At 74.2% G+C, this 20,005-nt stretch carries 16 protein-coding genes; 13 read left to right on the top strand and 3 right to left on the bottom strand.

Translation table 11 applies throughout. The features are described 5' to 3' along the window. Nucleotides 1–21: 21 nt before the first annotated feature. Nucleotides 22–2,565, bottom strand: coding sequence for an FtsX-like permease family protein (locus tag ACZ3ZE_RS17815; RefSeq protein WP_467259658.1), 2,544 nt, complete (start codon nucleotides 2,563–2,565; stop codon nucleotides 22–24). A gap of 285 nt (nucleotides 2,566–2,850) precedes the next feature. On the opposite strand from ACZ3ZE_RS17815, the gene ACZ3ZE_RS17810 reads away from it, so the two are divergent. The 10 genes from ACZ3ZE_RS17810 (at nucleotide 2,851) to ACZ3ZE_RS17765 (ending at nucleotide 14,550) form a co-directional block, all read left to right on the top strand. Beyond that, complete coding sequence (locus tag ACZ3ZE_RS17810; RefSeq protein ID WP_467259656.1) at nucleotides 2,851–3,657, top strand: TIGR03084 family metal-binding protein; 807 nt, start codon at nucleotides 2,851–2,853, stop codon at nucleotides 3,655–3,657. Continuing rightward, nucleotides 3,654–5,498 carry an acyclic terpene utilization AtuA family protein gene (locus ACZ3ZE_RS17805; RefSeq protein WP_467259653.1) on the top strand — a complete coding sequence of 615 codons (1,845 nt, stop codon included), beginning with the start codon at nucleotides 3,654–3,656 and terminating at the stop codon, nucleotides 5,496–5,498. The genes ACZ3ZE_RS17810 and ACZ3ZE_RS17805 overlap by 4 nt, the downstream gene beginning before the upstream one ends. Continuing rightward, nucleotides 5,495–7,093, top strand: coding sequence for an acyl-CoA carboxylase subunit beta (locus ACZ3ZE_RS17800; RefSeq protein ID WP_361165497.1), 1,599 nt, complete (start codon nucleotides 5,495–5,497; stop codon nucleotides 7,091–7,093). The genes ACZ3ZE_RS17805 and ACZ3ZE_RS17800 overlap by 4 nt, the downstream gene beginning before the upstream one ends. An 8-nt stretch (nucleotides 7,094–7,101) precedes the next feature. Then, nucleotides 7,102–9,120, top strand: coding sequence for an acetyl/propionyl/methylcrotonyl-CoA carboxylase subunit alpha (locus tag ACZ3ZE_RS17795; protein WP_467259651.1), 2,019 nt, complete (start codon nucleotides 7,102–7,104; stop codon nucleotides 9,118–9,120). After that, the gene (locus ACZ3ZE_RS17790; protein ID WP_361621248.1) at nucleotides 9,117–10,250 is read left to right on the top strand and encodes an acyl-CoA dehydrogenase family protein; all 1,134 of its coding nucleotides are present in this window, start codon (nucleotides 9,117–9,119) and stop codon (nucleotides 10,248–10,250) included. Before ACZ3ZE_RS17795 ends, ACZ3ZE_RS17790 begins: the two co-directional genes overlap by 4 nt. Nucleotides 10,251–10,310: 60 nt before the next feature. Then, on the top strand, nucleotides 10,311–11,903 hold the full coding sequence (locus ACZ3ZE_RS17785) for an AMP-binding protein (RefSeq protein ID WP_467259648.1): 1,593 nt from the start codon (nucleotides 10,311–10,313) through the stop codon (nucleotides 11,901–11,903). A 35-nt stretch (nucleotides 11,904–11,938) separates the two neighbouring features. Beyond that, a complete protein-coding gene (locus ACZ3ZE_RS17780; RefSeq protein ID WP_361165509.1) occupies nucleotides 11,939–12,673 on the top strand; it encodes an enoyl-CoA hydratase family protein in 735 nt (244 codons plus the stop codon). Continuing rightward, entirely contained in the window at nucleotides 12,661–13,239 is a 579-nt protein-coding gene (locus ACZ3ZE_RS17775) for a TetR/AcrR family transcriptional regulator (protein WP_361165512.1), read from the top strand. Before ACZ3ZE_RS17780 ends, ACZ3ZE_RS17775 begins: the two co-directional genes overlap by 13 nt. 108 nt (nucleotides 13,240–13,347) lie before the next feature. After that, the gene (locus tag ACZ3ZE_RS17770) at nucleotides 13,348–13,422 is read left to right on the top strand and encodes a putative leader peptide (RefSeq protein WP_361166367.1); all 75 of its coding nucleotides are present in this window, start codon (nucleotides 13,348–13,350) and stop codon (nucleotides 13,420–13,422) included. 96 nt (nucleotides 13,423–13,518) lie between these two features. Then, nucleotides 13,519–14,550 (top strand): isopenicillin N synthase family dioxygenase, encoded by a 1,032-nt coding sequence (locus ACZ3ZE_RS17765; RefSeq protein ID WP_467259645.1) that lies wholly within the window; start codon nucleotides 13,519–13,521, stop codon nucleotides 14,548–14,550. Here the strand turns inward: ACZ3ZE_RS17765 and ACZ3ZE_RS17760 are convergent. After that, complete coding sequence (locus ACZ3ZE_RS17760) at nucleotides 14,529–15,629, bottom strand: citrate synthase 2 (RefSeq protein WP_329423024.1); 1,101 nt, start codon at nucleotides 15,627–15,629, stop codon at nucleotides 14,529–14,531. The two genes, ACZ3ZE_RS17765 and ACZ3ZE_RS17760, sit on opposite strands and share 22 nt — an antisense overlap. A 271-nt stretch (nucleotides 15,630–15,900) precedes the next feature. Here ACZ3ZE_RS17760 and pdxH point away from each other — a divergent pair, with 271 nt between their 5' ends. Together pdxH and ACZ3ZE_RS17750 are read left to right on the top strand one after the other, a co-directional pair. After that, nucleotides 15,901–16,530, top strand: coding sequence for a pyridoxamine 5'-phosphate oxidase (pdxH, locus tag ACZ3ZE_RS17755; RefSeq protein ID WP_467259809.1), 630 nt, complete (start codon nucleotides 15,901–15,903; stop codon nucleotides 16,528–16,530). 319 nt (nucleotides 16,531–16,849) lie between these two features. Next, a complete protein-coding gene (locus ACZ3ZE_RS17750) occupies nucleotides 16,850–18,211 on the top strand; it encodes a PAS domain-containing protein (protein WP_361165518.1) in 1,362 nt (453 codons plus the stop codon). Between the two features lie 91 nt (nucleotides 18,212–18,302). Here ACZ3ZE_RS17750 and ACZ3ZE_RS17745 read toward each other — a convergent pair whose 3' ends face one another. Beyond that, nucleotides 18,303–19,058 (bottom strand): SIS domain-containing protein, encoded by a 756-nt coding sequence (locus tag ACZ3ZE_RS17745; protein ID WP_361165521.1) that lies wholly within the window; start codon nucleotides 19,056–19,058, stop codon nucleotides 18,303–18,305. Between the two features lie 150 nt (nucleotides 19,059–19,208). Between ACZ3ZE_RS17745 and ACZ3ZE_RS17740 the strand changes: the two genes are divergently transcribed. Continuing rightward, entirely contained in the window at nucleotides 19,209–19,901 is a 693-nt protein-coding gene (locus ACZ3ZE_RS17740; protein WP_361165524.1) for a metal-dependent transcriptional regulator, read from the top strand. Nucleotides 19,902–20,005 lie beyond the last annotated feature (104 nt).

Here is a 20,005-nt window from a genome sequence, read left to right as displayed (position 1 = left end):
CGGGCGGACGGGCGGGCGGTCCTACGATGCCCGCAGCGCGTCCACCACCGCCATCCGTCGCACCCGCCGGGCCGGCAGGACCGAGGCCGCGACGCCCGTGAGGACGGTGGCCGTGAGGATGCCGAGGACCGTCAGGGCCGTGCCGCCCGAGGAGGCGAGGATGTCGAGCGGGGAGACCCGGCCGCCCATCACCGAGCGGGCGGCGAGGGTGCCGTAGACCAGGCCCAGGAGGGTGCCCGCGAGGGCGCCGGAGAGGGCGAGCAGGACGGATTCCAGGGTCAGCATGCGGCGGAGCTGGTCGCCCGCGAGGCCGATCGCGCGGAGCATGCCGAACTCGGTGGTGCGCTCCTCCACCGTGAGCATCAGGGTGGCGGCGACGCCCAGCGCGGCGATGCACATCGAGAAGCCGAGCAGCACGGTGACCACCAGCATCATGCGGTCCAGCATCGAGCGGACCAGGGCCGCGTCGGAGCCGGTGTCCGCGATCCGGATGTCGGGGTGGGCGGCGAGCGCGCGGTCCACGGCGGCGCGGGCCTCGTCGTGGCCGGTGCCGTCGGCCGGGTTCACCAGGACCGTCGAGGTGTGCGCGGCGCCGCCGGGGGCGAGCCGGTCGAGGGTGGCGCCGTTGACGTACACCGTGGCCTCGGGGAAGAGCGAGAGCGGCAGTGCGCCGCCGCCGGCGACGACGGTCAGCCGGGTGGAGGCCGGGGAGCCAGGGGAGGCCGGGGAGGTCGCCGGGGTGCCCTTCACTGTCAGGCTTCCGCTCCGCCCGGCGTACGCCAGTGCCTCGCCGTCCTTCAGGGTGCGGGCCGCCGCCACGCCCTCCGCGTCGGGGTTGAGGGCGGCCGGGTCGGCCGTGGCGACGACGGTGCGCTGCCCGTCGACGGTCAGGGTGGCGGTACGGACGGGGGCGACCGTCAGGCCGGGGGTGGCGCGCAGGGCGGCGACGGCGTCGGCCGGGACGCGGTCGGCGTCGCTGTCGAGGGCGAACACGGCCGGCATCCGGCCCGCGAGCATCTCCTCCAGGCCGCCCTTGGTGACGCCGATCGCCGTCACCGCCGACACGGCGACCGTCACGCCGACGAGCATCGCGGAGGCGGCGGCGCTGGTGCGGCCCGCGTTGGCGCGCAGCTGCTGGACGGAGAGGCGGCCGACGGTGCCGAAGGGGCGGCGCAGGGCCAGGCCGATGACGGCGACGAACGGCGGCAGCACGTACCGCGCGTACCGCAGGACCGCGAAGAAGGTGAGGATCGCGCCGAGGGTCACCGCGAGCAGCGAGAGGGCCGAGCCGCCGAACGCGCCGAGGGCGAGGAAGCCCGTGCCGGAGACGAGCAGGAGGAGCGAGACGGTCTCGCGCAGGGCGCGGCTGCCGGGCTCGGGCAGCTGCGCGGCGCCGCTGGCGGCGAGCGCCGCGACGGGCGGTACGGCGGAGGCGGCCCGGGCGGGCTTGCGCACGGCCCACAGGGTGAGCAGGACGCCGAAGAGCCCGCCGAGGACGAAGGTCCAGCGGCCCGGCATCAGGGAGATGTCGAGGGGGCCGAGGTCGGCGAGTCCGTTGAGGAGGGCGGTGCCGAGGGCGCAGGCGCCCGCGCCGGCCGCGAGTCCGGCGCCGGAGGCGAGCACGCCGAGCATCAGGCCCTGGCGGCGGATGATCCGCCGCACCTGGTCGCGGTCGGTGCCGACGCAGCGCAGCAGGGCCAGCTGGCGGGCGCGCTGGGCGAGGACGACGGAGAAGGTGTTGGTGACGACCATCCGCGCGACGGCCATCGCGATGAGGACGAAGGAGAGGGCGGCGGTGAGCACGATCGCGTACATCGTCCGGCCGCTCTGCTTGGCCTCGTCGACCGCCCCGGCGTGGGTGCGGGCGGTGACGCCGTCGCCGAGCCGCTTCTTGACGTCCTTCGCGACGGCGAGCGCGTCGGCGCCGGGGCGGAGGGTCAGGTCGAGGTGGGTGGCGCGCAGGCCGGTGGCGTACGTCGCGGTCTGCGCGTACGGGATGCCGATCGCCGGCTGGGAGCCGAGGGCCTGGGAGGCGGAGGTGTCGAGCAGGCCGGTGAGGCGTACGTCGGCGGTGCCGCCGGCGGCCCGGGTGAGCCGTACGGTGTCGCCGACCCCGGCGCCGACGCGGGCCGCGCTGTCCCGGTCGAGGACGATCTCGCCCGCGCGCTCGGGCCACTGGCCCGTGTCGAGGCGCTGCCAGCGCAGCGCCGGGTCGGCGGCGACGGAGGTCACCAGGGCGCGGTCGTCGAGCGGGCGGCCGGCCGGGGTGAGGACGTTGGCGTGGCCGACGAGGCGTTCGGCGACACCGCTGACCTGCGGGATCTTCGCCGCGCGGGCGGCCGCGCCGGCGGGCAGCGGGGCGCCGTCGCGGCCGGTGACCTGGACGGGCGCGCCGCCGACGTCGGCCGCCGCCGACTGCTCGTAGGACTGGACGAGCGCGCCCGCGCCGCCGACGGACAGGACCAGGAAGGCCACGCCGACGGCGACGGCGGCGCCCGTGAGGACCAGCTGGCGCAGCTGGGCCCGGAAGTCCTTGACGGTGAAGGCGAACAGGGATGACGACATGCCGTCCACGCTAGGAGCGCGGAGGGCGTTTTCCGGCCCCATCAGGCACGATTCGGGGTCATCCCCGAGTCTGCCCGGGCGCCCGGGAGGCGTACCTCCTGAGGAGGATGCCGGGTCATCCAAAAATCATGCAAGCGTGCTTGATTGTTTCCTCTGGTCCTGCCATGCTCCTCCGCAACACGCCTTGCGCCGCGCCTTGCACCACGCTTCGCGCCACGCCTGCACCACGCCTGCGCACCACCCATAGGCACGCCCGTGAACGCCGATCCCCGAGGGGAGCGTCCCGTGTCCGACCCCGTCACCGTGCTCGACGACCTGAACGCCGAGAGCGAGGAAGTCGACTCCCTCGTACGGGAGTCGAGAGCGGACCAGTGGGCCGCGCCGACTCCGGCGGCCGGCTGGACGGTCGCCCACCAGATCGCGCACCTCGCCTGGACCGATCGGGCCGCGCTGCTCGCCGCCACCGACCCCGAGGCCTTCGCCGCCGAGGCCGCCGAAGCCCTCGCCTCGCCCGGCACGTTCGTCGACGAGGGCGCCGAGAAGGGCGCGGCCCTGCCGCCCGCCGAGCTCCTCGCGGACTGGCGGGACGGCCGCGCACGGCTCCTCCGGGTCCTGCGCGAGGCCCCGCCCGGCACCCGCTTCCCCTGGTACGGGCCCCCCATGAGCGCCCTCTCGCTCGCCACCGCCCGGATCATGGAGACCTGGGCGCACGGCCAGGACATCGCCGACGCGCTCGGCGTCGTCCGCGCGCCCACGGCGCGGCTGCGGCACGTCGCCTGGATCGGGCTGCGCGCCCGCGACTACGCCTACCTGGTCCGGGGCCTCACCCCGCCCGCCGAACCCTTCCGCCTCGAACTCGTCTCCCCCGAGGGGGAGCTGTGGGCGTACGGCCCCGAGGACGCGACCCAGATCGTCCGGGGCCCCGCCCTCGACTTCTGCCTGCTCGTCACGCAGCGGGTGCACCACGCGGACACGGCCCTCGTTCCGCTCGGAGCGGAAGCAACGCACTGGCTCACCATCGCCCAGGCCTTCGCGGGCCCGGCCGGCCAGGGCCGCCCGCCGAAGGACGACCCCGAGGGGGCGGCCAAGTGAGCCGGGTCCTCCGCATCGGCAACGCCTCCGGCTTCTACGGCGACCGCTTCGACGCCGTCCGCGAGATGCTCACGGGGGGAGGGGCGGACGGTGCCACGGGCGCCGTCACGGGTACCGGCACCGGCACCGGCACCGATGCAACGGGGCCCGGCTCCGCGGCCCCTCCCGGCTCCGCGGCCCGCCCCGCCTCCACCGCCCGCCCCGCCCCCGCCGCCCGCCCCGCCTCCGGCGGCCTCGATGTCCTCACCGGTGACTACCTCGCCGAGCTGACCATGCTCATCCTCGGCCGCGACCTCCTCAAGGACCCCACCACCGGTTACGCCAAGACCTTCCTGCGCCAGATGGAGGAGGGCCTCGGGCTCGCCCATGAGCGCGGGGTGCGGGTCGTCGCCAACGCGGGCGGGCTCAACCCGGCCGGGCTCGCCGACGCCCTGCGCGCGCTGGCCGGGCGGCTCGGGATCCCGGCCCGGGTCGCGCACGTCGAGGGCGACCGGCTGCCCGCCCGGGACGGCGTCCTCGCCGCCAACGCCTACCTCGGCGGGGCCGGGATCGCCGCCTGCCTGGACGCGGGCGCCGACATCGTCGTCACCGGCCGGGTCACCGACGCCGCCCTGGTCACCGGGCCCGCGCAGTGGTTCTTCGGCTGGGGCCCCGAGGAGTACGACCGGCTCGCGGGCGCGGTCGTCGCCGGGCACGTCCTGGAGTGCGGCACCCAGGCCACCGGCGGCAACTACGCCTTCTTCACCGGCCACGACCCGAAGCTCCTGCGCCGCCCCGGCTTCCCCCTCGCCGAACTCCGCGAGGACGGCAGCGCGGTGATCACCAAGCACCCCGGCACGGGCGGCGTCGTCGACACCGGGACCGTCACCGCGCAGCTCCTGTACGAGACGGGCGGCGCGCGGTACGCGGGCCCCGACGTCACCGCGCGGCTCGACTCCGTACGGCTCACCCAGGAGGGCCCGGACCGGGTCCGGATCGACGGGGTGCGGGGCGAGGCGCCGCCCCCCACGCTCAAGGCCGGGCTCTGCCGGCTCGGCGGCTTCCGCAACGAGGTCGTCTTCGTGCTGACCGGGCTCGACATCGAGGCCAAGGCGGAGCTGGTCCGCGACCAGATCGAGGACGCCTTCGCGCGCGGGCCGAAGCAGGCGCCCGCGCAGGTGCGTTGGGAGCTGGCCCGCACCGACCGCGCGGACGCCGGCACCGAGGAGACCGCGAGCGCCCTGCTCCGGCTCGTGGTCCGCGACCCGGACCCCGAGGCCGTCGGCCGGTCCCTGTCGGGGGCGGCGGTCGAGCTGGCCCTGGCGAGCTACCCCGGCTTCCACGTCACCGCCCCGCCCGGCAAGGGCGCCCCCTACGGGGTGTTCGAGACCGCGTACGTCCCCGCCGGGGAGGTCCCGCACACGGCGGTGCTGCCCGACGGGACCCGGGTCGCCGTGCCCGTACCGCCCGAGAGCCGGGCCCTCGAACCCGTACCGGCGCCGCCGCTGCCCGAGCCGCTGCCGGCGGGGCCCACGCGGCGGGCACCGCTCGGGCTGGTCGCCGGGGCCCGCAGCGGCGACAAGGGCGGGGACGCCAACGTCGGCGTGTGGGTCCGGGACGACCGGGCCTGGCGCTGGCTCGCGCACACCCTCACCGTCGACCTCTTCCGGCAGTTGCTTCCGGAGACGAAGGAACTGACGGTCGAGCGGCATCTGCTGCCCGGGCTCCGGGCCCTCAACTTCACCGTGACCGGGCTGCTCGGCGAGGGCGTCGCCTCGCAGGCCCGGTTCGACCCGCAGGCCAAGGGACTCGGCGAATGGCTCCGCTCCCGGCACGTGGACCTACCGGAGGAACTGCTGTGACCGTCCTCGCCTCCGCCCTCGACACCGGCGGACCCGACTACGCGCTGCACCGCTCGGCCATGCTGGAGAAGCTGGCCGCGCTCGACGCCGAACACGCCAAGGCGTGCGCGGGCGGCGGCGAGAAGTACATCGAACGGCACCGCGGGCGCGGCAAGCTGCTCGCCCGCGAGCGGATCGAACTGCTCGTCGACCCCGACACCCCGTTCCTGGAGCTGTCCCCGCTCGCCGCCTGGGGCAGCGACTACCCGCTGGGCGCCTCGCTCGTCACCGGCATCGGGGTGATCGAGGGCGTCGAGTGCCTGATCACCGCCAACGACCCGACCGTGCGCGGCGGCGCCTCCAACCCGTGGACGCTGAAGAAGGCGCTGCGGGCCAACGAGATCGCGTTCGCCAACCGGCTGCCGGTCGTCTCGCTCGTCGAGTCCGGCGGCGCGGACCTCCCCTCCCAGAAGGAGATCTTCATCCCGGGCGGGGCGCTCTTCCGCGACCTCACCCGGCTGTCCGCCGCCGGCATCCCCACCGTCGCGGTCGTCTTCGGCAACTCGACGGCCGGCGGGGCGTACGTCCCCGGCATGTCCGACCACACCGTGATGATCAAGGAGCGGTCGAAGGTCTTCCTCGGCGGGCCGCCGCTGGTGAAGATGGCGACGGGCGAGGAGAGCGACGACGAGTCGCTCGGCGGGGCGGAGATGCACGCCCGGGTCTCCGGGCTCGCCGACCACTACGCCGTCGACGAGGCCGACGCCCTGCGCCAGGCCCGCCGGATCGTCGCCCGCCTCAACCACCGCAAGGCGCACCCGGATCCCCTCCCGGCGGCGCCCCCGAAGTACGACGGGGAAGAGCTCCTCGGGATCGTCCCCGGCGATCTGAAGACCCCCTTCGACCCGCGCGAGGTGATCGCCCGGCTCGTCGACGGCTCGGAGTTCGACGAGTTCAAGCCGCTGTACGGGCCGAGCCTGGTGACGGGCTGGGCCGAGCTGCACGGCTACCCGGTCGGCGTCCTCGCCAACGCGCGGGGGGTGCTGTTCAGCGCCGAGTCGCAGAAGGCGGCCCAGTTCATCCAGCTCGCCAACCAGCGCGACATCCCGCTGCTCTTCCTGCACAACACCACCGGCTACATGGTCGGCAAGGAGTACGAGCAGGGCGGCATCATCAAGCACGGCGCCATGATGATCAACGCGGTGTCCAACTCGAAGGTCCCGCACCTCTCGGTCCTCATGGGCGCCTCGTACGGCGCCGGGCACTACGGCATGTGCGGCCGGGCCTACGACCCGCGCTTCCTCTTCGCCTGGCCGAGCGCCAAGTCGGCCGTCATGGGCCCGCAGCAGCTCGCGGGCGTCCTCTCCATCGTGGCGCGCGCCTCGGCGGAGGCGAAGGGGCAGCCGTACGACGACGAGCAGGACGCCGGCATGCGGGCCTTCGTCGAGGCGCAGATCGAGGCGGAGTCGCTGCCGATGTTCCTCTCCGGGCGGCTGTACGACGACGGGGTCATCGACCCGCGGGACACCCGCACGGTCCTCGGACTCTGCCTCTCCGCCATCCACAACGCACCGGTCGAGGGCGCGCGCGGCGGCTTCGGCGTCTTCCGAATGTGAGGCCTCTCGTGATGAAGACTGTTCTGGTGGCGAACCGGGGCGAGATCGCCTGCCGGGTCTTCCGCACCTGCCGTGAGCTGGGCATCGCGACCGTCGCGGTGTACTCCGACGCGGACGCCGACGCCCTGCACGTACGGGAGGCCGACGCGGCCGTACGGCTGCCGGGGGCGACGCCCGCGGAGACGTATCTGCGTGGCGACCTCGTGGTGAAGGCGGCGCTCGCGGCGGGCGCGGACGCGATCCACCCGGGATACGGATTTCTCTCCGAGAACAAGGAATTCGCGGCGGCGGTGATCGAGGCCGGCCTGGTGTGGATCGGCCCGCCGCCCGCCGCGATCGAGGCGATGGCCTCCAAGACCCGCGCCAAGGAACTCCTCGGCATCCCGCCGCTCGCGGCCGACGACGTCACCGAGGCCGACCTGCCCGTCCTGGTGAAGGCCGCGGCGGGCGGCGGCGGACGCGGCATGCGGATCGTCCGCGAACTCGACGCCCTGAAGGGCGAGTTGGCCGCCGCCTCCGCCGAGGCGCTGAGCGCCTTCGGGGACGGCGAGGTGTTCGTCGAGCCGTACGTCGAGGACGGCCGGCACGTCGAGGTGCAGATCCTCGCCGACACCCACGGCACGGTCTGGACGCTCGGCACCCGCGACTGCTCCCTCCAGCGCCGGCACCAGAAGGTGATCGAGGAGGCCCCCGCGCCCGGACTCCCGGCCGACCTGCTCGACTCCCTGTACGCGGCCTCCGCCTCCGCCGCGCGGTCCGTCGGCTACGTGGGCGCCGGCACCGTCGAGTTCCTGGTCGCCGACGTCCCCCAAGCTCCCGGCTCCGCTCGGGCAGGGGGGACCCCCATCGCGCACTTCCTGGAGATGAACACCCGCCTCCAGGTCGAGCACCCGGTCACCGAGGAGATCCACGGCCTCGACCTGGTCGCCCTCCAGCTCGCGGTGGCCGAGGGCGCCCCGCTCCCGCCCGCACCCCCCGAGCCCCGGGGCCACGCCATCGAGGCCCGCCTCTACGCGGAGGACCCGGCGGGCGGCTGGACCCCGCAGACGGGCGTCCTGCACGCGCTGGAGTTCGAGGAGCCGGCAGCGCAGGGGATGCCCGGAGCGCCCGCCACGCCCGGCGCCTCCCAGGGCGCCGACGCCCCGTCCCGCACCCGGGTCCGCGTCGACACCGGATACGTCTCCGGTGACACCGTCGGCGTCCACTACGACGCCATGCTCGCCAAGGTCGTCGTCCACGCCGCCACCCGCGCCGAGGCCGCCCGCAAGCTGGCCCACGTCCTGGAGCGGGCCCGGGTGCACGGCCCCGCCACCAACCGGGACCTGCTCGTCGCCTCCCTCCGGCACCCCGACTTCGCCGACCCGGCCCGCCTCGGCACCGGCTTCTACGAGCGGCACCTGGCCGCCCTGACCGAGCCGCCCGCCGGGGAGGAGCGGGCCGCCGTGGCGGCGGCGCTCGCGGCGGCGGCGCGCGGCCGGAGCCGCTTCGGCGGCGGCTGGCGCAACGTGCGCTCGCAGGACGAGTCCCGTACGTACGAGGGGCACGGCAGCCACGAGGTCCGCTACCGCCCGGCCCGTACCGGCGGCTACGAGGTGACGTCCCCGCCGGGGATCCGCGCGGTGGCCGTCGCGCCCGACCGGGTGAGCCTCGAAGTCGACGGCGTCGTACGCCACTTCGAGGTCGCCCGGCACGGCGACGCGGTCTTCGTCGGCCGCCACCGCCTCACCGCCGCGCCCCGCTTCCCCGACCCGCGCGAGCAGACCGCCCCCGGCTCCCTGCTCGCCCCCATGCCCGGCACCGTCGTCCGGGTCGCCGAGGGCCTCGCCGTCGGCGACCCGGTCGAGGCCGGGCAGCCGCTGCTCTGGCTGGAGGCCATGAAGATGGAACACCGGGTCACCGCGCCCGCCTCCGGCACGCTCACCGCCCTGCACGCCGTCCCCGGCCGCCAGGTCGAGGTCGGCGCTCTGCTCGCCGTCGTACAACCCCTCGACGTACCGACCGAAGCCCAGGAGGACCAGACCGCATGAGCAGCATCATCGAGTCCCCGGAGCACACCGCGCTCCGCGCCGCCGTCTCCGCCCTCGGCCACCGCCACGGCCCCGGTTTCGACCGGGCGAGCCTGTGGGCCGAGGCCGGCAAGCTGGGCTACCTGGGCGTCAACCTGCCCGAGGAGTACGGCGGCGGGGGCGGCGGCATGGCCGAGCTGTCCATCGTCCTGGAGGAGGCGGGCGCGGCCGGCGCGCCGCTCCTGATGATGGTGGTCTCGCCCGCCATCTGCGGCACGGTCATCTCCCGTTTCGGCACCGAGGAGCAGAAGCGGGCCTGGCTGCCCGGTCTGGCCGACGGCAGCCGCACGATGGCCTTCGGCATCACCGAGCCCGACGCCGGCTCCAACTCCCACCGCATCACCACCACCGCCACCCGCACCGAGGACGGCTGGGTCCTCAACGGGCGCAAGGTCTTCGTCTCCGGCGTCGACATCGCCGACGCCACCCTGATCGTCGGCCGCGCCTCGGACGCCCGCACGGGCACCCTCAAGGCCTGCCTGTTCATCGTCCCGCGCGACACGCCCGGGTTCGAGCGGCGGCAGATCGAGATGGAACTGGCCGCCGACGAGAAGCAGTTCGAGCTGGTCCTGGACGACGTCCACCTGCCCGCCGACGCGCTCGTCGGCGACGAGGACGCGGGCCTGCTCCAGCTCTTCGCCGGGCTCAACCCCGAGCGGATCATGACGGCCGCGTTCGCGATCGGCATGGGCCGCTTCGCCCTCGCGCAGGCGGTGAAGTACGCCAAGGAGCGCCAGGTGTGGAAGGCCCCCATCGGCTCCCACCAGGCCATCGCCCACCCCCTCGCGCAGGCCCACATCGAACTGGAGCTGGCCCGCCTGATGATGCGGAAGGCCGCCGCGCTCTACGACGCGGGCGACGACATGGGCGCGGGCGAGGCCGCGAACATGGCCAAGTACGCCGCCGCGGAGGCCTGCGTGCGGGCCGTCGACCAGTCCGTCCACACCCTGGGCGGCAACGGCCTCACGAAGGAGTTCGGCCTCGCCCGCCTGATCACGGCCGCCCGGGTCGCCCGGATCGCCCCGGTCAGCCGCGAGATGATCCTCAACTTCGTGTCCCACCAGTCCCTGGGTCTCCCCAAGTCGTACTGACACGCGCCATCCTGGCCGTTCCTCGCCGCCGTCCACCCACCGATCAGGGGGCCCGTACGCATGGTGTTCCACAGCGAGTTCGCGGATGTTCCGGTCGTCTCCCTCCCCATCCACGACGCCGTCCTCGGACGGGCCGCCGACTTCGGTGACCTGCCCGCGCTCGTCGACGGGACGGCCGGCGCGGGGGCGCCGGCGCTCACGTACGGCCAGGTCGACGCCTTCCACCGGCGGATCGCCGCCGGGCTCGCGGAGGCGGGGGTCCGGAAGGGGGACGTGCTGGCCCTGCACAGTCCCAACACCGTGCTGTTCCCGGTCGCCTTCTACGCCGCCACGCGCGCCGGGGCGGCCGTGACCACCGTGCATCCGCTGGCCACGGCGGAGGAGTTCGCCAAGCAGCTGCGCGACTCCGCCGCGCGGTGGATCGTCACCGTGTCGCCGCTGCTCGCGACGGCCCGCGCGGCGGCCGAACGGGCGGGCGGCGTCGAGGAGATCTTCGTCTGCGACACGGCCGAGGAGTGCCGCTCGCTCCAGGCGTTCCTCGGCTCGACGGCGCCCGAGCCGGTCCTCGACGTCGACCCGGCCGCGGACCTCGCCGTCCTCCCGTACTCCTCCGGCACCACCGGCGTCCCCAAGGGCGTGATGCTCACCCACGCCTCCGTCGCCACCAACCTCGCCCAGCTCGAACCGCTGATGCCGATGGGGCCGGGGGACCGGATCCTCGCGGTCCTCCCCTTCTTCCACGTGTACGGCCTGACGGCGCTGATGAACGCCCCGCTGCGGCACGGCGCCACCGTCGTCGTGCTGCCCCGCTTCGAGCTCGACGGCTTCCTCTCCGCCATCGAGAAGCACCGCATCAACGCCCTGTACGTGGCCCCGCCGATCGTCCTCGCCCTGGCCAAGCACCCGGCGGTCGCCGACTACGACCTGTCCTCCCTGCGCTACATCGTCTCCTCCGCCGCCCCGCTGGACGCGGCCCTCGCCGACGCCTGCTCGGCCCGGCTCGGGCTGCCGCCGATCCGCCAGGCGTACGGCATGACGGAGATGTCCCCGGCCACCCACCTCGTCCCGCTCGCCGCCGGGAACCCGCCGCCCGGCACCGTCGGCAAGCTGCTGCCCTCCACCGAGATGCGGCTCGTCGCCCTCGACGACCCGGCGCGGGACGCCGGACCGGGCGAGGAGGGCGAGATCGCCTTCCGCGGCCCGCAGGTCATGAAGGGCTACCTGGGCCGGCCCGAGGCCACCGCCGCCATGATCGACGAGGACGGCTGGCTGCACACCGGGGACGTCGGGCGGGTCGACGAGGACGGCTGGCTGTACGTCGTCGACCGGGTCAAGGAACTCATCAAGTACAAGGGGTTCCAGGTCGCCCCGGCCGAACTGGAGGCCCTGCTCCTCACCCACGAGGGCATCGCCGACGCGGCCGTCATCGGGGTGCCCGACGAGGGCGGCAGCGAGATCCCCAAGGCGTTCGTCGTGCGCCAGCCCGCCGCGAAGGAGCTGACCGGCGAGGACGTGACCGCCTACGTCGCCGAGCGGGTCGCCCCGTACAAGAAGATCCGCCGGGTGGAGTTCATCGAGACGGTGCCGCGGGCAGCGTCGGGGAAGATCCTCCGCCGAGAACTGCGCGCCCCGCGCGAACCCCGGCAGCCGTGACAGCCGTGACACCCGTGAGAACCGAGGGACCGCGCATGAGCCTGAACCCGAACCTGATCGACGTGTCCACCGACCGGGGCGTCACCACGCTCGCCCTGGACTCCCCGCCCACGCGCAACGCGCTCTCGGCCCCCCTGGTCACCGAGCTCGCCGACGCGCTCAGCGCCTGCGGCAAGGACCCGGCGGTCCGGGCCGTCGTGCTCACCCACACCGGATCCACGTTCAGCGCGGGCGCCGACCTGAAGGCCCCGCCCGGGCCGTACGCCTTCGTCGACCTCCTGCGACAGATAGTGGAGCTCCCCAAACCGGTCGTCGGCGTCGTCGACGGCCACGCCCGCGCGGGCGGCCTCGGCCTGCTCGGCGCCTGCGACATCGTGGTGGCCTCGGAGACGTCGGACTTCGCGCTCACGGAGGTACGGATCGGGGTCGCGCCCGCCGTGATCTCGCTGACCCTGCTCCCCAGACTGGACCAGCGCGCGGCGGCCCGCTACTACCTGACCGGCGAGCGCTTCGGGACGGAGCAGGCCCGTTCCATGGGCCTGGTGTCGGCCGGCGCGGCCGAGCTCGACGCCATCCTCGACGGGCTGCGCTCCGCGTCCCCGCAGGGGCTGCGGGCTTCGAAGCGGCTGGTCACGGCTAGAGTCCTGGAAGCCTTCGAGCGGGACGCGGAGGAGCTGGTCCAGCTGTCCGCGTCGCTGTTCGCCTCGGCCGAGGCACGCGAAGGGATGACGGCCTTCCTCGAACGACGGGACCCAGCATGGCGGCTCTGACCGGCCCGAAGCAGGACAGGAGCCGCGCCACCCGGCAGCGGCTCCTGGAAGCCGCGGTGTCCTGCCTCGCCGAACACGGCTGGGCCGGCTCCACCGTGTCGGTCGTCGCCGAACGGGCCGGCGTCTCGCGCGGCGCCGCCCAGCACCACTTCCCCACCCGGGAGGACCTGTTCACGGCGGCGGTCGAGTACGTCGCCGAGGAACGCTCCCAGGCCCTGCGCGAGCTGCCCGCCGTCGGGCGCCAGGAGGCCGTCGCGGCCCTCGTCGGCCTCTTCACCGGCCCCCTCTTCCGCGCCGCCCTCCACCTGTGGGTGGCCGCCGCCGCCGAGGAGCCGCTGCGCGCCCGCGTCACCGAACTCGAAGCCCGCGTGGGCCGCGAGTCCCACCGCATCGCCGTCGAACTCCTCGGCGCCGACGAGTCCCGCCCCGGCGTCCGCGAATCCGTCCAGGGCCTCCTCGACATGGCCCGCGGCCTGGGCCTCGCCACCCTCCTCACCGACGACCGGGCCCGCCGGGAACGGGTGGTGGCCCAGTGGGCCCGGCTGCTGGAGGAGGCGCTGGGCTGAGCGGGGCGCGCCTCCGCGCATCCCGCTCGCCCCTCCGCGAGGGCCCTCCCCGCCCGACCCGTGACGCGGGCCACAGCCACCCCCGCGCCCCCGCAGTACGCTGGTCGCATGCTTTCGCTCGTACGTCGCCGCCACGTGGATCTGCTCCGCGTCGCGAGCATGGGCTGTCCGGGTCGTCACTGACCCCAGGCCCCACCCCTTCGCCCGGCACGGAACCACACGGCACGACCTGCCACGCATCCGTCTCCCGGGCGCCGTACACCCCCGCGGACGCACACCATGAGTTACACCTCGCAGCTCCCCATCGTCGACCTCTCCGCCGCCGACCGAGGCCCGCAGGCCCGGCGGCTGCTCCACGCGCAGCTCCACTCCGCCGCCCATGACGTGGGTTTCTTCCAGCTCGTCGGGCACGGCGTGACCGAGGCCGAGACGCGGGCGCTGACCGGCGCCATGCGGGCCTTCTTCGCCTTGCCGGAGGCCGACCGGCTCGCCCTGGACACCACCAACTCGCCGCACTTCCGCGGCTACACCCGGATCGGCGACGAGCGCACCGGCGGCGCCCGCGACTGGCGCGACCAGCTGGACATCGGGGCCGAGCGGCCCGCGCACGTGCCGGGCCCGTACGAGGCCGCGTACTGGTGGCTGCAGGGCCCCAACCAGTGGCCGGCGGCCCTGCCGGAGCTGCGGCTCGCGGCGCTGAACTGGATCGAGCGGCTCAGCGGCGTCGCCGAGCGGCTGCTGCGCGAGCTGCTGACGTCGATCGGCGCCGCGCCCGACTTCTACGACGACGCGTTCGGCCCGCGCGCCCACCCGCACCTGAAGCTGGTGCGCTACCCGGGCAGCAGCGGCGAGGGCGACGACCAGGGCGTGGGCGCGCACAAGGACTACGGCTTCCTGACGCTGCTCCTGCAGGACCACGTGGGCGGGCTCCAGGTGGAGCGGGAGGACGGGCTCTTCCACGACGTGCCGCCGCTGCCGGGCGCCTTCGTGGTCAACCTCGGGGAGCTCCTGGAGGTGGCGACGGACGGCTATCTGGTCGCCACCAACCACCGCGTGGTCTCGCCGCCCGGGGCGACGGAACGGTTCTCCGTCCCGTTCTTCTACAACCCGCGGCTCGACGCCCGCATCGCCCCGCTCCAGTTCCCGTACGCCGGGGCGGCGCCCGGGATCACGACCGACCCGGCGAACCCGCTGTTCGCCGAGTACGGCCGTAACGAGCTGAAGGGCAAGCTGCGCGCCCATCCGCTGGCGGCAGCCCGCCACCACGCGGATCTGCTGCTGGCCCAGGATCAGCCGGCGATGTCCTCGTAACCTTCGATCTCACGGGGGTCGCGCTGGCCGGGCCCCTTGTAGAGCGCGGACGGACGGACCAGCCGGCCGGTGCGCTTCTGCTCCAGGATGTGCGCCGACCAGCCGGCCGTGCGGGCACAGGTGAACATCGAGGTGAACATGTGCGCCGGCACCTCGGCGAAGTCGAGGACGATCGCCGCCCAGAACTCGACGTTGGTGGCGAGGACGCGGTCGGGGCGCCGGTTGTGCAGCTCCTCCAGGGCGGCCTTCTCCAGCGCCTCGGCGACCTCGAAGCGCGGCGCGGCGAGCTCCTTGGCCGTGCGGCGCAGGACGCGGGCGCGCGGGTCCTCGGCGCGGTAGACGCGGTGGCCGAAGCCCATGAGCCGCTCGCCCTTGTCGAGGGCCTGCTTCACGTACGCGGTGGCGTCGCCGGTGCGCTCGATCTCCTCGATCATGCCGAGCACGCGGGAGGGCGCGCCGCCGTGCAGCGGGCCGGACATGGCGCCGACGGCACCCGACAGGGCCGCGGCCACGTCGGCGCCGGTGGAGGCGATGACGCGGGCGGTGAAGGTGGAGGCGTTCATGCCGTGCTCGGCGGCGGAGGTCCAGTAGGCGTCGACGGCCTTGACGTGCTTCGGGTCGGGCTCGCCGCGCCAGCGGACCATGAACCGCTCGACGACGGTCTCGGCCTTGTCGATCTCGCTCTGCGGGACCATCGGCAGCCCCTGGCCGCGGGCCGACTGGGCCACGTACGACAGGGCCATGACGGCGGCGCGGGCGAGGTCGTCGCGGGCCTGCTCGGCGGAGATGTCCAGAAGCGGTTTCAGGCCCCAGACCGGCGCGAGCATCGCGAGGGCGGACTGCACGTCGACGCGGATGTCGCCGGAGTGCACCGGGATGGGGAAGGGCTCGGCGGCCGGCAGGCCGGGGTTGAACGCGCCGTCGACCAGCAGGCCCCAGACGTTGCCGAAGGAGACGTGACCGACCAGGTCCTCGATGTCGACCCCGCGATACCGGAGGGCGCCGCCCTCCTTGTCGGGCTCGGCGATCTCGGTCTCGAACGCGACGACTCCTTCGAGCCCCGGTACGAAGTCAGACATGAGGCGGCTCCTCTTTAGCGATGTGTGCGGTGCATGCGCTGTGCGGAACGCATGCCTGCCTGATCGATGATCAATCATTAGGTCCGGGCCGGTTGGCGGGACGTAACAGTGATCCAGCGCATGAGTCTGTACGGTTCCGATGATGCGGGGAAGCGTGACATCCGGCACACTGCGCCGAACCGGCGATGAAGGATTAGCGGCCCGTGGTGACGGGCAGACTCGGGCGCTACGGCAGGATGGCCCCGTGACCGACGCTCTCGATCCCGCCGACATGCGCGAGCAGTACCGCACCATGGAGTTGACCGTGGCGGACCTCGCACCCGAACCGATCGAACAGTTCTCGCGCTGGTTCAAGGAGACCGCCGCGACGCCGGCGATCCACGAGCCGAACGCGATGGTCGTCTCCACCGCCACCCCGGACGGCCGCCCGTCCTCGCGCACCGTGCTGCTCAAGCACTACGACGAGGCCGGTTTCGTGTTCTTCACCAACTACGGCTCCCGCAAGGGCCGGGAGCTGGCCGACAACCCGTACGTCTCGCTGCTCTTCCCCTGGCACCCGATGGCCCGCCAGGTCATCGTCACCGGCCGCGCGGCGCGCACCGGGCGCGACGAGACGGTGGCGTACTTCCGCACCCGCCCGCACGGCTCGCAGCTGGGCGCGTGGGCGAGCCGCCAGTCGTCGGTGATCGGCTCACGGGCCGAACTGCTCACCCGGTACGAGGAACTGGCAGCCCGCTACCCGGAGGGCGAGCAGGTGCCGGTGCCGCCGGAGTGGGGAGGCCTGCGGGTGGTGCCGGAGACGGTGGAGTTCTGGCAGGGCCACGAGAACCGGCTGCACGACCGCCTGCGGTACGTACGCGAGGGCGACGCGACCTGGCGGGTGGAACGCCTCTCGCCGTGAGGGGCTGAGGACGCAGACGACCCGTGGGCCTTGGTCCCGTCCGCTGCAGTTCGGACGGAAGCCGGCCGGACTGACCGGCGGCCCACGGGTCGGGTGACTGCGTTGTCGTCGGCAGAAGGCCTGCCGAGGTGCACAAGAGTGCGACGGCAGGCCTTAGCCCGCAGTCACCTCACGAGTCCGAAAAGAAATCATTTTTTCGGATCACCTCCTTTCACGTGTGACTTCACCTTAGGAAGCCCCGCGCCCCCGCTCAACCTATTTTCGGGAAGGGGCTGTGTCCTGGGTCACGTTTCCAGTTGAATAAGGCAGGGGGTGTCGAATGAGTGCTTCGACGGGTTCTGCCAGTGACACGGCGCGGGTTCCGGGGGTGCCGGGGGCGGACCTGCTGGCCGCCCTGCTCGACGGGATGGACGCGGCGCTGTGCGCGCTCGACGCCGACGGGACCGTCACCCACTGGAACCGGGAGGCCGAGCGGATCCTCGGCTGGTCGGCCGGGGAAGCGGTCGGACGGCACGGCTTCGACGGCTGGGCGGCCCGCAGCGCCGACGCCGAGGAGACCCTGGCCCGGCTGATGCGGGCGATGACCGCGCCCGGCCGCCAGGTCCACGAGTTCGCGCTGCTGCGCAAGGACGGCGGGCGGGTCCTGGTCCGCACCCAGACGGCGGGCGTGCGCGCGCCCGACGGCGGCCCGGCCGGGGTGTACTGCGCGTTCAGCGAGGTGCACGTCCAGGTCGACCTGGAGCGGTCGATCGCCCTGAGCGAGGCCCTGTTCCAGGAGGCGTCCTGGGGCGTCGTCCTGGTCGACGTGGACCTGCGCCCGGCGGTCGTCAACGCGTACGCGGCCCGCGCGCTCGGCACCGCCCGCACCACGCTGCTCGGGCGCCCCCTGGGCGAGATCGTCACCCAGGGCGTCGAGCAGCTGGAGTCCGCCCTCCAGCACGTCCTCGCCGCGGGCGCGCCGCCCGAGCCGACCGACCTGTGGGTGACGCTGCGCGGCCCGCGCGGCGAGCGCCGCCGCTGCTGGCGCTCCGGCTTCGTCCGGCTCGCCTCCCCACTCGCCGAGGAGCCGGAGCCGGTCCCGCTGGGCGTCGGCTGGCTCTTCCAGGACGTCACCGACGCCCGCCTCGCCGAGCAGGGCGCGGACCGGCTGCGCTTCCGCTGGAGCCAGCTGCACCGCGCGGGCGCGGCGGCGGCGGAGTGCGAGGACCCGGCGGAGGCCGCCGCGGTCCTGCTGGACTTCGCCCTGGCGGGCTTCGCCGACCACGTCCTGGTCGACCGCGTCACGGGCGACGGCCGCCTGGTCCGCACGCTGGCGACCCCCGCCGGCAGCCCCGGCCCGGTGACCCCGGCGGCGAGCGGCGGCATCCCGCTGCCCTACGCCGCGTCCCACCCCGCCGTCCAGTCCTTCGAACGCCTGGGCTGCACCCGCGCGAGCGCCGCCCCCGACGCCCAGGACTGGTCCACCGACCGCCTCTGGCCCCCCGGCATGACCCACGCCCTCTGTGTCCCCCTCCGCGCCCGCGCCCGCACCCTGGGCGTCGCGACCTTCCTCCGCTCACCGTCCCGCCCGGCCTTCGAACGGGACGACGCGGTGTACGCGGAGACGATCGGGGGGCGGGTGGCGGCGGCGCTGGACGCGAGCGGGCGCTTACGGGAGCCGGCGGGACCTGACGGGACCTGACGGGACCTGACGGGACCTGACGGAACCTGACGGACACGGCGCGGGGGCGGTGGCGAGGATTCGCCACCGCCCCCGCGTGGGTTCGCCGGTCTCAGTGCCGGAAGAAGATCCGGTCCCCGTACTCCGTCATCACGCGCCCGTTCCACTCGTGCCCGCCGTCCACGTTGCCCGAGCGGAGCAGGGGCGGCTCGATGCCGAGGCGGACCAGTTCCTCGGCGGCGGCGGCCATCGTGGCCTGCATGAGGGCGCTGGTGACGACGGTGGAGGCGGGGGCGAAGGGGGCCTCGATGCCCTCGTGGGTGAGTTCCGCGTCGCCGATGGCGATCTTGGAGTCGAGGACGACGTCGCAGTGGTCCTTCAGGTACGTCCCCGACACGTGCCGCGACCTGGTCTCCGTCGCGTACGCCACGGAGGTGACCCCGATCACGGTGAGGCCGAGCGCCCGGGCGTTCATCGCCATCTCGACCGGCAGGGCGTTGCGGCCCGACAGGGAGATGATGATCAGGACGTCGCCGGCTCGCGCGGGGGAGGAGTCCAGGACGGCGCCGGCCAGGCCGTCGACGCGTTCCAGCGCGGAACCCAGGGTCGCGGGCATGACGTCGACGCCGACGACGCCCGGCACGGCCAGCAGGTTCATCAGGGCGAGGCCGCCCGCGCGGTAGACGACGTCCTGCGCGGCGAGCGAGGAGTGGCCCGCGCCGAAGGCGAAGAGCCGGTTGCCGGCGGCGACCGCCTCGGCGATGGCCGTCCCGGCCGCGGAGATGGCGTCCGCCTCTTCGTCCCGCACCTTCTGGAGCAGGCCGATCGCGGCGTCGAAGAACTGTCCGGCCAGCTTGCTCTCGCCCATGGCGGCGGCTCCTTCTCGTCGTGGTCGCCGATCACGGTGCGGTCTGGACCATTGCTCTGTCAATACCGCCTCACCCGTGCGCGCCCCGGTTGTCCGCGCGATGCGTCAGAATTGGGGCAGGGCCAGCGCACGACTCATCGAGGGGCACGTATGTCCGGACTGATCGACACCACGGAGATGTATCTCCGCACCATCCTTGAGCTCGAAGAGGAAGGTGTGGTCCCCATGCGCGCCCGGATCGCCGAGCGGCTGGACCAGAGCGGTCCGACCGTGAGCCAGACGGTGGCCCGCATGGAGCGCGACGGCCTGGTGGCCGTCGCCAGCGACCGGCACCTGGAGCTCACGGAGGAGGGCCGCCGCCTGGCCACCCGCGTGATGCGCAAGCACCGGCTCGCCGAGTGTCTGCTCGTCGACGTGATCGGCCTGGAGTGGGAGCAGGTCCACGCGGAGGCGTGCCGCTGGGAGCACGTCATGAGCGAGGCCGTGGAGCGCCGCGTCCTGGAGCTGCTGCGCCACCCGACGGAGTCGCCGTACGGCAACCCGATCCCGGGCCTCGAAGAGCTGGGCGAGAAGGCCGAGGCGGAGTCCTTCCTGGACGACTCGATGGTCTCGCTGGCCGACCTGGACGCGGGCGGCGAGGGCAAGACGGTGATCGTCCGCCGGATCGGCGAGCCCATCCAGACGGACGCCCAGCTGATGTACACGCTGCGCCGCGCGGGCGTGCAGCCGGGTTCGGTGGTCTCCGTGACCGAGTCCCCCGGCGGCGTCCTGGTCGGCAGCAGCGGCGAGGCGGCCGAGCTGGACGCCGAGGTCGCCGCACACGTCTTCGTCGCCAAGCGCTGACCGCCGAGCGCTGAGCGCCAAGCGCTGACCGCCGCGGGCCGGGGGCCCACCCCTCCGGATCCCGTCCGCCCGCACACCCTTTCCCCGTCCGCCCGCGTCCCTTC

The sequence above is a fragment of the Streptomyces sp. NPDC023157 genome (assembly GCF_055560575.1).
This window is presented reverse-complemented; position numbering and strand designations above follow the sequence as displayed.